The 13,959-nt window shown below is 73.1% G+C and carries 16 protein-coding genes and 2 pseudogenes; 5 read left to right on the top strand and 13 right to left on the bottom strand.

The features are described 5' to 3' along the window. Positions 1-73: 73 nt before the first annotated feature. Positions 74-256: pseudogene (locus AB0I68_RS10420) on the top strand (GNAT family protein); the annotation flags it as partial. Positions 257-415: 159 nt separating this feature from the next. On the opposite strand, the gene AB0I68_RS10415 reads toward AB0I68_RS10420, so the two are convergent. Beyond that, positions 416-841, bottom strand: a complete 426-nt coding sequence (locus AB0I68_RS10415) for a hypothetical protein (RefSeq protein ID WP_363176818.1) — start codon at positions 839-841, stop codon at positions 416-418. Next, complete coding sequence (locus AB0I68_RS10410) at positions 838-1,380, bottom strand: HAD domain-containing protein (protein WP_363176817.1); 543 nt, start codon at positions 1,378-1,380, stop codon at positions 838-840. Before AB0I68_RS10410 ends, AB0I68_RS10415 begins: the two co-directional genes overlap by 4 nt. A gap of 76 nt (positions 1,381-1,456) precedes the next feature. On the opposite strand from AB0I68_RS10410, the gene AB0I68_RS10405 reads away from it, so the two are divergent. Continuing rightward, positions 1,457-2,149, top strand: coding sequence for a hypothetical protein (locus AB0I68_RS10405; protein ID WP_363176816.1), 693 nt, complete (start codon positions 1,457-1,459; stop codon positions 2,147-2,149). Here the strand turns inward: AB0I68_RS10405 and AB0I68_RS10400 are convergent. The 7 genes and pseudogenes from AB0I68_RS10400 to AB0I68_RS10370 form a co-directional block, all read right to left on the bottom strand. Continuing rightward, positions 2,080-2,493, bottom strand: coding sequence for a carboxylesterase family protein (locus AB0I68_RS10400; RefSeq protein WP_363176953.1), 414 nt, complete (start codon positions 2,491-2,493; stop codon positions 2,080-2,082). The genes AB0I68_RS10405 and AB0I68_RS10400 overlap by 70 nt on opposite strands. Positions 2,494-2,534: 41 nt before the next feature. Beyond that, a pseudogene (locus AB0I68_RS10395) lies at positions 2,535-2,636 on the bottom strand (carboxylesterase family protein); the annotation flags it as partial. A 259-nt stretch (positions 2,637-2,895) separates the two neighbouring features. Continuing rightward, a complete protein-coding gene (locus tag AB0I68_RS10390; RefSeq protein WP_363176815.1) occupies positions 2,896-3,405 on the bottom strand; it encodes a DinB family protein in 510 nt (169 codons plus the stop codon). A 116-nt stretch (positions 3,406-3,521) separates the two neighbouring features. Then, positions 3,522-3,707 carry a DUF6381 family protein gene (locus AB0I68_RS10385; RefSeq protein WP_363176814.1) on the bottom strand — a complete coding sequence of 62 codons (186 nt, stop codon included), beginning with the start codon at positions 3,705-3,707 and terminating at the stop codon, positions 3,522-3,524. A gap of 508 nt (positions 3,708-4,215) precedes the next feature. Next, positions 4,216-5,241, bottom strand: a complete 1,026-nt coding sequence (locus tag AB0I68_RS10380; RefSeq protein WP_363176813.1) for an NAD(P)/FAD-dependent oxidoreductase — start codon at positions 5,239-5,241, stop codon at positions 4,216-4,218. Continuing rightward, positions 5,238-5,822 (bottom strand): isoprenylcysteine carboxyl methyltransferase family protein, encoded by a 585-nt coding sequence (locus AB0I68_RS10375; RefSeq protein ID WP_363176812.1) that lies wholly within the window; start codon positions 5,820-5,822, stop codon positions 5,238-5,240. Before AB0I68_RS10375 ends, AB0I68_RS10380 begins: the two co-directional genes overlap by 4 nt. A gap of 4 nt (positions 5,823-5,826) precedes the next feature. Then, positions 5,827-6,888 carry a 3-oxoacyl-[acyl-carrier-protein] synthase III C-terminal domain-containing protein gene (locus AB0I68_RS10370; RefSeq protein WP_363176811.1) on the bottom strand — a complete coding sequence of 354 codons (1,062 nt, stop codon included), beginning with the start codon at positions 6,886-6,888 and terminating at the stop codon, positions 5,827-5,829. 76 nt (positions 6,889-6,964) lie between these two features. Between AB0I68_RS10370 and AB0I68_RS10365 the strand changes: the two genes are divergently transcribed. Next, a complete protein-coding gene (locus tag AB0I68_RS10365; RefSeq protein WP_363176810.1) occupies positions 6,965-7,909 on the top strand; it encodes a UbiA family prenyltransferase in 945 nt (314 codons plus the stop codon). A 27-nt stretch (positions 7,910-7,936) separates the two neighbouring features. Here the strand turns inward: AB0I68_RS10365 and AB0I68_RS10360 are convergent, their stop codons facing one another. Continuing rightward, positions 7,937-8,989 (bottom strand): PHP domain-containing protein, encoded by a 1,053-nt coding sequence (locus tag AB0I68_RS10360; RefSeq protein ID WP_363176809.1) that lies wholly within the window; start codon positions 8,987-8,989, stop codon positions 7,937-7,939. Positions 8,990-9,203: 214 nt separating this feature from the next. On the opposite strand from AB0I68_RS10360, the gene AB0I68_RS10355 reads away from it, so the two are divergent. After that, positions 9,204-10,565 carry an FAD-dependent oxidoreductase gene (locus tag AB0I68_RS10355; RefSeq protein ID WP_363176808.1) on the top strand — a complete coding sequence of 454 codons (1,362 nt, stop codon included), beginning with the start codon at positions 9,204-9,206 and terminating at the stop codon, positions 10,563-10,565. An 85-nt stretch (positions 10,566-10,650) separates the two neighbouring features. Here AB0I68_RS10355 and AB0I68_RS10350 read toward each other — a convergent pair whose 3' ends face one another. Beyond that, the gene (locus AB0I68_RS10350) at positions 10,651-11,148 is read right to left on the bottom strand and encodes a hypothetical protein (RefSeq protein ID WP_363176807.1); all 498 of its coding nucleotides are present in this window, start codon (positions 11,146-11,148) and stop codon (positions 10,651-10,653) included. A 516-nt stretch (positions 11,149-11,664) separates the two neighbouring features. On the opposite strand from AB0I68_RS10350, the gene AB0I68_RS10345 reads away from it, so the two are divergent. Then, complete coding sequence (locus tag AB0I68_RS10345; protein WP_363176806.1) at positions 11,665-11,940, top strand: isoamylase early set domain-containing protein; 276 nt, start codon at positions 11,665-11,667, stop codon at positions 11,938-11,940. Between the two features lie 312 nt (positions 11,941-12,252). Here AB0I68_RS10345 and AB0I68_RS10340 read toward each other — a convergent pair whose 3' ends face one another. Together AB0I68_RS10340 and AB0I68_RS10335 are read right to left on the bottom strand one after the other, a co-directional pair. Next, positions 12,253-13,692, bottom strand: coding sequence for an MFS transporter (locus tag AB0I68_RS10340; RefSeq protein ID WP_363176805.1), 1,440 nt, complete (start codon positions 13,690-13,692; stop codon positions 12,253-12,255). Positions 13,693-13,753: 61 nt separating this feature from the next. Next, positions 13,754-13,915 carry a YHS domain-containing protein gene (locus AB0I68_RS10335; RefSeq protein WP_363176804.1) on the bottom strand — a complete coding sequence of 54 codons (162 nt, stop codon included), beginning with the start codon at positions 13,913-13,915 and terminating at the stop codon, positions 13,754-13,756. Positions 13,916-13,959 lie beyond the last annotated feature (44 nt).

The following is a 13,959-nucleotide window of genomic DNA, read 5'->3' as shown; positions in this document are numbered from 1 at the left end:
TGCGGCCGGCCGGACCGGTCGGACAGGAAGCTTGCATGCCAAGGGGCTCTACGACGACGTGGTCAACTCGCGCGGCCTGCAGCGGCTGCAGATCGAGACGCTGTCGGACAACGCCGCGATGCTGCGCTCCGCCGAGCGCGACGGCTTCGTCCGCGAGGGCGTGCTGCGCTCCTCGGCCTGGGTGATGGGCGAGTTCCTGGACGAGGTGCTGCTCGGGCTCCTCGTCCAGGACTGGAAGCAGGACTCGACGGCCTAGGGGGTGTCCGGCGGATCATGGCCGGGCCCGGGCCGTCTGGCACCGCGCCTTGCCGCGTTGTCGTCGGTCGCCAACGCTCCGCGTTGACTCCCTCCTCCGCCTTGCAATCCACGGCACCAGACGACCTGGGCTATCCGGCCCTGATCCGCCGGACACCCCCTAGTGCCGTGGCCGGAAGGGTGTGCGGGCCGGTGAACCCTTCCGGTCACGGCACTGGGTGCTGCGCCGGGCCGCGTACGCGTCGGTGAGGATGTCGCAGGTGCACCAGTCGCCCGTGCACGGGGTGCCGGCCTCGGCTCCGTAGGGACCGAGGCCGGTCATGAGGTCGAGTACCTCGGCGCGTTCCGACGCGGAGAGAGCCGGGAGTGCGGCGCCGGTGCCGGGCCACAACCGCCAGGCGTCCGGGGCGTCGTCGATGTCGCCCATGACCCGCGCATCGATGAACGACGTGCAGAGGGGATGCTCGGGAAAGTCGTTGAGCCGAAGGACCCACCAGCGTCCTTCCGTACGGGCCGCCCAGCGGAAGACACGGGTGCCCGTGTCGTGCCAGGCGAACTGCGCGGGCGGGGCAGGGATCGGCTTCATTCCACGACCTCCGGGGGACGGTTGTGCTGCGGTCGGGGCCCGCGCAGCCATGCGTCGAGCGCCGCGAAGTCCGCGGGCCGGAGGCCGAAGCGGGGGTCCACGCGGTGGAGCAGGGCCGGGCCCGGGTGGTGCGCCGCGACCCAGGTCCGGTCGGCGTCGGTGATCTCGTCGTCGACCCAGGCGAACGGCCGGCCGGCGGCGCGGTCGACGAGGGCGCGGGTCTTCCAGTGGGTCCGCTCCCGTTCCTCCTCCTCGGACGGGTCCGGCCAGGCCACCACGGGCAGTTGCGGCAGTCCGATCCGCGGTGCGACCCAGGTGTTCGCGTCGGCCATCCAGGTCGTCGCCCACACCAGTTCGCCCGGCAGCGCGAGGAGGCGGGGTCCGAGGGCGGGATCGAGCCTGGCCAGCAGGGGATTCGCGTCGGACCGCGTCCCGTACGTCGGATATCCGTCCGGCAGGTCGTGGGGCGTGGCCCCGAACGGGATGAGTGGTCCGTCGATGTCGAGGAAGAGGAGGGGGCGCTGCCCGGGGCCGGTCATGGCGGCACGATAGCCGCCCCCGGACGTGGAACCGCGGGCGGTGAGATCCCCTCTCCCCGGGCAAGGGGGGACGACCATGACGACGACAGCTGTGTCCGTGGCCGGGAGAGCGGCGGTGGCGGGGCTCCTGTGCGCCGTGCTGGCGGCCTGCGGCACGCGGCATGCCGGGGAGGCCGCCGCGCGGCCCGCACCGGTGAAGGAGACGTGCGGCCTCGACCGGACGACGGGCGGCGGCATCGGCCTGCCGGACCCGCCGACGGAGGAGGAAGGCGGCGGCTACGCCGGTCCGCCGACGGATCAGGAGACGGGCGGCTACGCCGGTCCGCCCACCGATCAGGAGACGGGCGGGTATGCCGGTCCGCCCACCGATCAGGACACCGGTGGGTACGCCGGTCCGCCCACCGATCAGGACACCGGGCTCCCCGATCCACCCACCGGCGGGGACGTCACCGATGGCGCGGGCCCCTGCGGTGGTGCGGGGTGGTTCGACATGACCTGGGACTTCAACGCCTACTACGCCCAGCGCCGCACCGACACCGACCACTTCCTGCCCGAGCAGGCCGTCGAGGAGGCCCGGGTCCGCAAGGGGCGGGATGCCGGCGAGGCGCTCGTCACCTTCACGACCCGCTCCGTCGGCAAGGGCGTCGGGGAGGACGGCCGCCGGGTGGCGCAGATGTTCGTGTCGTGGCGGCAGCAGGTCTACGGGGACAAGGGCACGGTGTCCGTCCGGACACCGGACGGGTACGTGGTCACCAGCATGCCCTGGTGAGAGGAGCTCAGGGCCACTGCGCGTCCCAGAACGCGCAGTGGTGTTCCGCGGGCCCGTCCACCGTGTGGATCCCGTCCGCCCCCGGTGCGAAGGACAGCACGGATCCGGCGGAGCCGAACCGCGGCCACGCAGGCGCAGTGCCCGTGCGGGCGAACCCCGTCCAGTAGCCGCTCCGGCCGGTACAGGTCACCGGCCCCGTTGACGAAGCCGCCGCCGTGGAACCAGACCATGACGGGCCGCCGCTGCCCGCCCGAGGGCGATGCGCTCGGCGCGGTGACATTGAGGTGGAGGCAGTCCTCGGAGCCGCTCGGCCCGCCGGGCCCACCGGCGGCAGCTGCACGCAGCCCGCCCCCGGAGCCCCGGCGTCGCGTACGCCCGTCCAGCGCGCCGCGGGCTGCGGAAGCCGCCAGCGCGGCGGGCCGGTCGGCGGCGCCGCGAACGGGATCCCCTCGAAGGTGCTGTACGCGCAGTGCGCCCGGCCGCGCACCGACCCCCGGTCGGTGTCCACCACGGGCCGGTCCGTGGCAGGCGCGCCCGCCGCGGCGGACGCCGGTCCGGCTCCGGCGGCGAGCAGCAGGAGGGCGCACCACACGGGGTACCACGCCGCGCACCACACGGCGCTCCAGCGTCGTGGGAAGCGGGCACGGGACACGGTCGACCGCCTTTCGCCACTGCCATGCTTTCCGCGGAGCCGGCGGGCAACCCGGTCAACGCAGCTGCGGTGCCGGAGCGTTCGGTGCCGGCTGCTATCGCCGCTGTAGCGCGCCCCGTACGTAGGCCGCCTGGCCGGCGTGCTGGAGGTCGTCGGCGACGACGCTGACCAGCCGTACCCCCAGGGTGACCGGCGGGTCCCAGCGCTCGTCGACCACCCGGTTCAGATCGGCGGCGGCGAGTCCGCGGATGAACCCGGTGCTCTGCTCGTGGACGGCGTCGAAGTACCCGAGCAGCAGTTCGCCCGACTCGACCACGACCTTCCCGACCTGCTGGGCGGTGTGCCCGAAGCCGGTGGCCGCGACCGGCAGCGGCAGGGCGAACCGGGTGAACCAGTCCTGCGCCGTCCAGACCTGCTCCAGACCCGACGCGTCCGCCAGGTGGTCGTCCTGCACCCGGGTCAGATGCCACACCAGCCAGGTGATCGAGTTCGCCTTCGGGTCGATCCGCGCGTTCAACTCCTCGGCCGAGAGCCCCTCGACCGCGTCGTGCACCACCTCCCGGATGCGCCCGTACGCGTCGGCCAGTACCTCCGTAGCCTTCATGCACCGTCCCCAGACGTATCCGCGAAACCGCCGACGTGACCTGACCTGACCTGACGTGACGTAGGCATCGGCCGGTGCCCCGTGGCCACCGGCCGATGTGTGAAGCCGACGCGGGGCTACATGGGATCCATGCCCCGGTCGTCGATCTTGCCCTCCTGCTCGCTCTGGTCCCGGAGCCTGCGGGCTTTCTCCTGCAGCCTTCGGCGCTCTTCCGGATCGGTGGAGCGTTCGGCCGCCTTGCTCAGCTCCTGCGCCTTCTCGCGCAACTGCCGGGACCGGCCGTGGGATTCGCCTGCGCTCATGATCACTCCTCGGGTGTGGGGGGTAAGGAGGCCGGATTCAGCGAACCAGCAGCGCCGCGCGGGCGCATCTCGACCGTCACCTCCGGGTGACCGCCGGCGGGCGGCTCCCCCGTTTGCCCGCGCCGAATGGCGCAGCGGAGCGGGGTGCCGCTGAATGTGACCAAGCGCGCGCTTCCCACGAACGACCCCGTCAGGCTCGCGGCGACGCAGGACCATGACCCCGGCGACCTCCCCGGCACCACCGGCGCAGCGACCGCGACGAGTGCCGAGCCGGTACGTGGTGGGCGCAGTCGCGGGGTGCGACCCGCTGGAGGGCGCGGTGAGCGCCCCCCCCGGCCTGGGCGGGCGTGACGGCGGTGCTCTGCGCCGCGGCCGCCGCCGTCCCGGCCGGCCCGGCGCCCGTGAACCGGTCGCCGCAGGCCCGGGCGGGCGCCGGCGGCTGACCGCGCCACGGGGGCGGGACCGGCGGTACGTGCCGGTCCCGTCCCCGCGGCATGCGTACCGCCGTCTACGCGAGCAGGTTGACCCCGTGCGTGAACACCCGGGGCAGCCGGGCAGCCAACGGGACGATGCGCCCCGCGAGCCGGGGCTGCCGGCGTGCCCAGAGCAGGGACGCGGTGAGCGTGCGGTAGCTGCGCGACAGCTCCCGCCAGGCCCGTTCGTACGCCTGCGGGCGGCCCTCCCGCACGCACCGGACGAGTTCGCCCGCGGCGGTCACGGCCAGGGTGAGCCCCTCGCCGGTCAGCGCGTCCACGTACCCCGCGGCGTCCCCGACGAACAGCACGCGTCCCGCGACCCGTACCCGGGCCTGCTGGCGCAGCGGCCCGGCACCGCGCACCGCCGAACCGGCGCACCCGGCCAGCCGCGAGCACAGCAGCGGGAACCGGGCCAGCTGTACGTCGAAGGGGGCGCGCTCGGTGGTGAGGACCGCCACGCCGACCCGGTCGGGCCCCAGCGGGGTCACGTACGCCTCGCAGTGCGCCGACCAGTGGACCTCGACCAGGTCGCTCCAGGGCTCCACGGCGTAGTGGCGGCGCAGCCCGTAGCGGGCCGGCCGGCCGGGGGCGGGCGGCGCCGCCAGGCCCAGGCCGCGCCGGACGGGGGAGTGCAGGCCGTCCGCCGCCACGAGGTGGCGGGCCGTCAGACCGGCCGCGCCGACGCGGTCGTCGTCCTGGCGGACTTCGCCGACGCGCCGCGCGAGCACCCGGACGCCGAGCCGGCCGGCGCGTTCGGCCAGCGCCGCCTGGAGGACGGTCCGGCGGGCGCCGAGCCCCGGCCCGGTCCGGAACAGCCCCTCCGCGTGCAGGCCGCTCACCCCGTCCAGGTAGCGGATGCCGCGGAACGGCCGGCCGGGCACGCAGACGCCGAGCTCCTGGAGCCCGCGCACGGCACCCGGCATCAGGCCCTCGCCGCAGGCCTTGTCGATCGGGGTGGGGCGCGGCTCCAGGACCACGACCTCCATCCCGGCCAGCGCCCCGTGGATGGCCGTGGCCAGCCCGGCCGGGCCGCCGCCCGCGACCAGCAGGTCGATCACCGGGCCCTGTCCTCCGCCGGTGCGGCACTGCGGTAGACCGGCGCGGCATGGGCCAGTGCGTCCTCCTCGCAGCGGATGCGTACGCCCAGCAGCAGGAGGTTGAGCAGGGTGAAGCCGGCCGCCGTCATCCAGGCGGTGTGCACCAGCGGCAGCGCCGCGCCCTCCACGACGACCGCGACGTAGTTCGGGTGGCGCAGCAGCCGGTACGGCCCCGCCGCCACCGGCGGCAGCCCCGGGACCACCAGCACCCGGGTGTTCCAGCGCGGGCCGAGGGTGACGACGCACCACCAGCGCAGGCCCTGGGCCGCCAGCGCGAGGGCGAGCGCGGGCCAGCCCAGTGCGGGCAGGAACGGTCGGTCGGCGACGAGCGGTTCCACCACACAGCCCAGCAGCAGCGCGGTGTGCAGGGCGACCATGGCGGGATAGTGGCCGCGGCCGTATTCGGTGGCGCCACGGGACAGGCTCCAGCGCGTGTTGCGGCGGGACGTGGCGAGTTCGGCGAGCCGCTCGGCCGCGACGAGGCCCACGAGCAGCAGGTACAGGTCGATCGGGTTCATCGGATCCATCGGGTTCATCGACATGGGGTCACCAGCGCAGTAGGACGAGTTCGGAGGCGAAGCCCGGTCCGAAGGCGATCATCAGCCCGACCGAGCCCGGTGCCGGTGGTCCGGCCGCCTGGATCGTGTTCAGGATGTGCAGGACCGAGGCCGAGGAGAGGTTGCCCGCTTCCGCCAGCGAGCGTCTGCTCGCCGCGAAGGCGGAGTCCGGCAGCGCCAGCGCATCCGCCAGCACGTCGAGGACCTTCGGCCCGCCGGGGTGGACGATCCACGCGTCGACGTCCGGCGGCTTGAGGTCGTGCCCGGCGAGGAAGGTCTCGATCTCCTCGGCCACGTGCAGCCTGACCAGGGCGGGCACTTCACGGCCCAGCACCATCCGGAAACCCCAGTGGCCGATGTCCCAGCCGAGGAGCCCCTCGGTGCCGGGGTACAGGCGGCTGCGCGAGGCCACCACCGAGGGCCCCGGCCTCGTGCCGTGCAGCGGATGGCCGCGGCCCACCGCGAGGAGGGCTCCGGCCCCGTCGCCGAAGAGGGCGCCGGCCACCAGATTCGCCATCGAGGTGTCCGAGGGCTGCAGGGTGAGCGAGCAGAGCTCGGTGGACAGCAGCAGGGCCGCGTGGTCCGGGTGGCCCGTCAGATGGTCGTGGAGGTGGCCGAGCCCCGCCGCGCCCGCCGCGCAGCCGAGGCCGAAGAGGGGCAGCCGCCTCACATCGGGGCGCAGACCGGTACGGGTGGCGAGGCGGGCCTCGAGGGAGGGCGTCGCGAGCCCGGTCACCGTGGTCGACATCACGAGGTCGACCTCGCGCGCCGTCAGGTGGGCCGGTGTCAGGACGGCTTCGACGGCGCGGACGCCGAGCTCCTCGGCCGTCTCCACGAACACGGCGTTCGTACCGCCGAAGTCGTTCGACGGACCGTAGCGCTCCAGCGGGAGCGCGAGATGGCGGGAATCGACGCCCGCCGAGGCGTGGAGCCGGTGGAGCAGGGCGGTGTCCGCCCCCGGAGGCAGGAAGCGGGCGAGCGCCGTGGCGATCTCGGACTGGCGATAGCGGTGGGGCGGGAACACACTGCTCACTGCCAGGACACGCGTCATTGATTCAACATAGGCAATAACTGACATTTCGTGAGGAATCCCGTATACCGGGCGCGGCGCGGCCTAGTGTGATCGCGTGCCCCCCGCCCGAGCCGCAGACGGAAACCCGGCCGCCGCAAACCCGGCCGCCGCAAACCCGGCCGCCGCAAACCCGGAGACCGCACGGCCCGCGCCCGCCGTCGGCCCGTCACCGCCCGCCGTGTCCGGCCTGCTCAGGGCCTGCCACCCGGTGCCCGCCGCCGCCGTGACGCTCTTCGCCGCGGCCCTCGCCGCGGCCGTGGGGCGCAGCCTCCCCGGGGCGACGCTCACCGTGGCCGCGGTGGCCGCGGGCCAGCTGTCCGTCGGCTGGAGCAACGACCGGGTGGACCTCGGCCGGGACCTCGCGACGGGCCGCCGCGCCAAGCCCCTGGTCTCCGGCGCGGTTCGGCCCGCCGCGGTGACGGCCGCGGCGCTCACGGCCCTGCTGCTCTGCGTCCCGCTGTCGCTGGCCACCGGTGGGCTCGCCGGCTGCGCGCACCTGTGCGGGGTGGCCGCCGCCTGGGCGTACAACCTGCGACTGAAGGGCACCGCCGCCTCCTGGCTCCCGTACGCCCTCGCCTTCGGGCTGCTCCCCGCCTTCGTCACCCTCGGGCTGCCCGGTACGCCCTGGCCGCCGTGGTGGCTGACGGCCGCGGCGGCCCTGCTGGGCGCGGGCGCGCATTTCGCCAACGTGCTGCCCGACATCGACGACGACCTGGCCACGGGCGTGGTGGGCCTGCCGCACCGGCTCGGCGCACGGCGGTCGGCGACCGTCGGGGGGCTCCTGGTCCTCGGCTCGGCCGTGGCCCTCGTCGCCGGACCGCCGGGGCGGGTGCCCCCGTACGGCTGGGGGCTGCTCGCGGTGACGGCCGGGGCGGCGCTCCTCGGGGCCGGGCGGCGGCCCGGGCGGAGCCGGATCCCGTTCCTGGCCACGATGGCGGTCGCCGGGGCCGATGTGGTCCTGCTGCTGGTGCGCGGAGCCGCCCTGACCGGGCTCCGCTGACCCGGCCCCCGACTGGCCGGCCCGCGCTCAGGCGGCGGCCGCGGCGGTGGGCGGCCGCCGGGTCCGGGTCCACTCCAGCAGCTGCTCCCGCGGCCAGGTGTTCACGACGCGCTCGGCCGGCACCCCGCACTCCGCGGCCCGTTCGCAGCCGAGCAGCTGCCAGTCCAGCTGGCCCGGGGCGTGCGCGTCCGTGTCGATCGCGAACAGGGTGCCGGCCTCCACGGCCAGCCGCAGCAGCCGGCGCGGCGGGTCCAGCCGCTCGGGCCGGCTGTTGATCTCCACGGCGGTCCCGGACTCCGCGCAGGCGGCGAAGACCGCCTCGGCGTCGAACTGCGACTCGGGGCGGGTCCGGCCCGTCACCAGCCGTCCCGTGCAGTGACCCAGGACGTCCATCAGGGGGTTGCGCACGGCCGCCAGCAGCCGCCGTGTCATGGCGGGCGGCTCCATCCGCAGCTTCGAGTGGACGGACCCGACCACGACGTCCAGCCGGTCCAGCAGTTCCGGCTCCTGGTCCAGGGAGCCGTCGAGCAGGATGTCGCACTCGATACCGGTGAGCAGCCGGAACGGCGCCCACTCCTCGTTCAGCTCCGCCACCACCTCGAGCTGCTCGCGCAGCCGCTCCGGGGAGAGCCCCCGGGCGACGGTCAGGCTCGGCGAGTGGTCGGTGAGTACGGCCCACTCGTGGCCCAGCTCGCCCGCCGCCCGCCCCATGGCCTCGATCGGGCTGCCGCCGTCGGACCACTCGGAGTGCAGATGGCAGTCCCCGCGCAGGGCCGCGCGCAGCGCGACGGCGGCAGGGCTCGCCGGGGGGCCTTCGGGGTGCGCGGCGACCTCGTCCTCGAGGTTTTGCAGGTACGCGGGGATCGCCCCGCCGACAGCCTCCCGCACCACCTGGGCGGTCTTCGGCCCGATGCCCTTGACCGCTTCGAGGGTTCCGGCCCCGACGCGTTGACGCACCTCGCGCTCGCCCATACGGGTGAGCGCGGCAGCCGCCGTCCGGAAGGCCTGGACCCGGTAGGCGGGAGCCTGCCCGCGCTCCAGCAGGAAGGCGATCCGCTCCAGCGCCGCGACCGGATCCATGGGCGTACCTCCTGGTCTCCCCGCCGGGTCTCCCTGATGACTCCGATGACTCCGGCTGCCCCTGAGCCCAGTGTGACGGGCAACCCCAAGGATGTCTTGGGAAGGTCATAAGTTTTGTTTATAGGGTCATAAGCGGGGGGTGGGTGCCGGGTTAGGGTCCCCTTAGCTTAGGGTTCTCTTGATCCAGTCTTTTGTCGGTCGAAGGGAACCTGTCATGCCTCGCCCCCTGCGGGTAGCAATCGTCGGTGCCGGCCCCGCCGGAATCTACGCCGCCGATGCGCTGCTGAAGTCCGAGGCGGCCGCCGAGCCGGGTGTCTCCATCGACCTGTTCGAGCGGATGCCCGCCCCCTTCGGCCTGATCCGGTACGGCGTCGCCCCCGACCACCCGCGGATCAAGGGCATCATCACCGCCCTCCACCAGGTGCTCGACAAGCCGCAGGTCCGCCTGTTCGGCAACGTGGACTACCCGAACGACATCGGCCTCGACGAGCTCCACTCGTTCTACGACGCGGTGATCTTCTCCACCGGCGCGACCGCCGACCGCGCGCTCGCCATACCGGGCGTCGAACTCGACGGCTCCTACGGCGCCGCCGACTTCGTCTCCTGGTACGACGGCCACCCCGACGTCCCGCGCACCTGGCCGCTGGAGGCCGAGAAGGTCGCCGTACTCGGCGTCGGCAACGTCGCCCTCGACGTCGCGCGCATCCTGGCGAAGACCGCCGACGAGCTGCTGCCGACCGAGATCCCGGCGAACGTCCACGACGGCCTCAAGGCCAACAAGGCGCTCGAGGTGCACGTCTTCGGCCGCCGCGGCCCGGCACAGGCCAAGTTCAGCCCGATGGAGCTGCGCGAGCTCGACCACTCGCCCAACATCGAGGTCATCGTCAACCCCGAGGACATCGACTACGACGAGGGCTCGATCGCCACCCGCCGCTCCAACAAGCAGGCGGACATGGTCGCCAAGACCCTGGAGAACTGGGCCATCCGCGACATCGGCGAGCGCCCGCACAAGCTGTTCCTGCACTTCTTCGAGTCGCCCGCCGAGATCCTCGGCGAGGACGGCAAGGTCGTCGGCCTGCGCACCGAGCGCACCGAGCTCGACGGCACGGGCAACGTCAAGGGCACCGGCCGGTTCACCGACTGGGACGTCCAGTCCGTCTACCGCGCCGTGGGCTACCTCTCCGACGAACTGCCCAAGCTGCCGTGGGACATCGACAGCGGTACGGTCCCGGACGAGGGCGGCCGAGTGATCGAAGCCGGCGAGCACCTGCAGTCGACGTACGTCACCGGCTGGATCCGGCGCGGACCGATCGGCCTCATCGGCCACACCAAGGGCGATGCGAACGAGACGGTCGCGAACCTCCTGGACGACCACGCGGGCGGCCGCCTGCAGACGCCCGCCACGCCCGCGCCGGAGGCCGTCGAGGCCTTCCTGGCCGAGCGGAACGTCCGCTTCACGACGTGGGAGGGCTGGTACCGCCTCGACGCGGCCGAGAAGGCGCTGGGCGAGCCCCAGGGCCGCGAGCGCGTGAAGATCGTCGAGCGCGAGGACATGCTGGACGCGAGCGGGGCGTAACCGCCACGCGTTCACGGGTGGGGGCCGCCGACGGTGGCCCCCACCCGTGTGTCCGGCCCGTGGCCGCGTGGCCTGTGGCCCGGGGTCAGCCCTCGATGGAGACGATCTTCCGGGTCTTCAGATCGGCCTGGACGAGGATCCGGGTCGTGTCTCCGCCGCCCCAGGTCAGGGTCACGGTGGCATTGGTCTTGCCCATGCCGCTGCCGGTGGAGGCGACCTTCCACTGCAGCGGCACGTTCTGGGCGCGCAGCACGCCGTTCGCGTGATGGGCGTCCTCCCACGTCCTCAGCTCGCGCTGGAGCGGTACGGAGAGGTAGGCGGCCCGCAGCCGGTCCGCCCGTGTGCCGTCGTCGTCGTACACCGCGTCGATGTACGCGCCGTAGAAGTCGGCGATCCGGGTGAACGCGCCCTCCGGGCTGCCGGACACGGACGGGGCGGCGTCGGCGGCCGCCCGGCCGTCCTGCGGCGCGCCGGCGTCGGCGGTCGCGGAGGCGCCGGTGACGAGGGCGAGGGAGAGTGCGGCCGCCGCGGCGGTGGCCGCGAGGGCGAGGGAAGCGGTGCGCTTGGCCGGAAGCTTGAACATCGTTCGGACCTTTCCCCGTGCCGAGTTGCCGAGTTGCCGAGTTGCCGAGTTGCCGAATCGAATTCTCCGCGATGCAGATGTCTCATGAGACATTCACAAAGCCACATTCCCTGGGCTGGACATCGACTGATGGTGGCACCACTTCGGGTCTGCTTTGCTGAAGTCTGAGACAGCGGAGCCCTGAGTACGCCGGACGGGAGAATCACCCGTTCGGGCGACGGTCGAGGTTGGTGCGCATGACCAGCTGCGCGCTGCGTTGGGGGCGAATCGAGAGTGTCCGGCATTGTGTTGGGCCTCTCTGGGAGGTGGACTCGCCACCGTATCGAGTGCGCGAGGGCTGGACCGTGGAGAAGGCGTCACCAAGGTTGGCGTGCGAAGTGAGCATCAGTGACGGTGGTCCGTCCGGGTAGCGGCCACTTGGCGGGACGGCGGCCGCGTCGGCGGGCAGGTGGCGGGTTCGCGCTTCAGGATGGGCGGCATACGAACACCCCCTGGACCGTTGGAAGGAACCCACCCATGCTGGAGCGAAGGCAGCGCAAGGACCGCACCGAAATCACCTTCGTCCTGCCCGTCGACGACCCGCCCGGACCGGTCAGCGTGGTCGGCGATTTCAACAACTGGCGACCCGGTGCCCACCCCCTCAGCGCACGCAAGAACGGCACGCGCGCCGTCACCCTCGCGCTGCCCGGTAACCAAGTGCATGCGTTCCGCTATCTGGCTGCCGGGGACTACTGGTTCAACGACGACCACGCTGACGGGCACGACGGCCCCAACAGCTGCCTGCACACCTGATAGCGCACAGCGCAGCGGCTTGGCAGTGCGGATCCCCAGCCCAGCGCCGGCACGAGCGGGTCACCACGGCCAGTGCTGACGGGCCTGGCCGTCCCGCGAGCCTGTGCCCGTGTGACGGGCTCCCGGGCCGCGGCGGGGATCTTTGGATACGACGAGCCCGGGCGGCGGTACGGCGGCATGTCCGGCGCCTCCACCGTGACCAGCCGTGCCAGCGCCCGGCCGCGAGCCGCGTTTGTCGGAGGGTTCCTGGGCGCGATGGGTTCAGGCCACGCGCGGCTGCGGGGCTTTGCCGGGCGGGGAGTCCTGCGGTGGCTACTGATGCGGGGTGCGGATGGCCGTGAACGCCAGGAGGGCGGCTGCGAGCGCGATCGCGGCGTTGACCTGGAATCCAGTGGCGATGCCTTCGGTGAACGCCTGAGGGTCGACACCGGAGTCGGCCAGGTCGCCCGGCCACTGGGCCGCGACGATGGCGCCCATGATCGCGATCCCCAGCGACAGTCCGATCATCCTGGAGGCGTTCAGGGTGCCGCCGGCGATGCCCGTACGCTCCGCCGGCACTGCGCCCATCGCTGCCGTGGTGATCGGCGTGGTGGCCAGCCCGATTCCGACGCCGGCGATCACAAGTCCGGGCAGCAGCTGCCGCGTTCCCCATCCAGGGGTGATTCCGGCCAGTGCGAAGAGCCCGGCCGCCGTCAATGTCATTCCCGCGCCGATCAGGATGCGGGCGCCCGCTCGCGAGACCAGCCAGCCGGCGACCGGCGCCACCACGGCGACGAGGAGGCTCAACGGCAGCAGTGCCACCCCAGCCTGCACGGGCGAGAACCCGGTGGCGAACTGGAGGTAGAGGGAGAGGAAGAAGAATAGGCTGCACATGACGGCGAGGCTGGTCAGGCCCAGGACATTGGCGGCCACGAAGTTGGGCAGCCGCAGCAGGGTCCGGTCCAACAGCGGTGTGGTGACGCGTCGTTCGATCAGGGTGAAGACGGTGAAGCCGGCCACGGCGAGGCCCATCACGCTCCACAGCGTGGCAGATCCCCATCCGTAGGTGTTGGCCTGGGTGAGGCCGAAGACCAAGGCCGACAGGCCGAGTCCCGAGGCGATGCCTCCGGCGATGTCCATCCGCCCCGGGTGACCGGCGGGTTGGGTTCGCGGCAGCACCGCGCGGGTGGCGATCAGCATGAGGACGCCGAGCGGAACGTTGAGGAAGAAGATCGAGCGCCAGCCGAAGGCATCAGTGAGGATCGCACCGAGCAGGGGGCCGATGGCCAGTGCGGTGGCGCCGACCCCGGACCATACGCCCAGGGCCACCGCGCGGCGCGGTCCTGTGAAGGACGTGCACAACAGGGCGAGGGCGGCCGGTCCCATCAGTGCCGCCCCGGCCCCTTGACCGGCACGCATGCCGATCAGGACGCTGCCGGCCGGAGACAGGGCGGCCCCGAGGGAGAGGCCCACGAAGATGGCCAGCCCGGTGAGGAAGACCGGCCTTGCGCCGTGCCGGTCGGCGAGCATGCCGCCCCACAGTGTGAGTACGGCGAAGGCGAGCGTGTAGATGTTGACGACCCATTCCAGCCCTGCCAGGCCGAGGCCGAGGTCACGTCCGAGTGAGGGCAGAGCGATGGCGACCGCGGTGTCGTCGAGCAGCACCAGGAACCAGGCGAGAGCGACGGTCCCGAGGAGGAGCCATTGGCTGGGGCCCCCTCGTGCAGCCTCGGGTGGGCCGCCTCGGGCGCCGGTGGTCACGTCCTCTTTCACCGGGACGGCACCGGCATCGCATCGACCCGCTGAGGCGTCACCTGCGTGGAGGCCGGGCCCCTCATCGTTCTTGTTCCGTGTACTGATCAGGGTCGGTGGTGAAGCGGTCTTTGCAGGCGGTGCCGCAGAACAGGTAGGTGCGCCCCTGGTAGGTGATGCGGGGTGTGGTGGGCGAGTCCTCGACCGTCATGCCGCAGACCGGGTCGGTCGTTGCTTCCGCCATGTCCTTCTCCTTGGTGCGGTGTGGTGAGTCCGTGGGCAAGCCGA

Source organism: Streptomyces sp. NPDC050448 (assembly GCF_040655295.1).
Classification (GTDB): Bacteria; Actinomycetota; Actinomycetes; order Streptomycetales; family Streptomycetaceae; genus Streptomyces.
The sequence above is the reverse complement of the archived record's forward strand: the minus strand, read 5'-3'. Positions and strand labels throughout refer to the sequence as shown.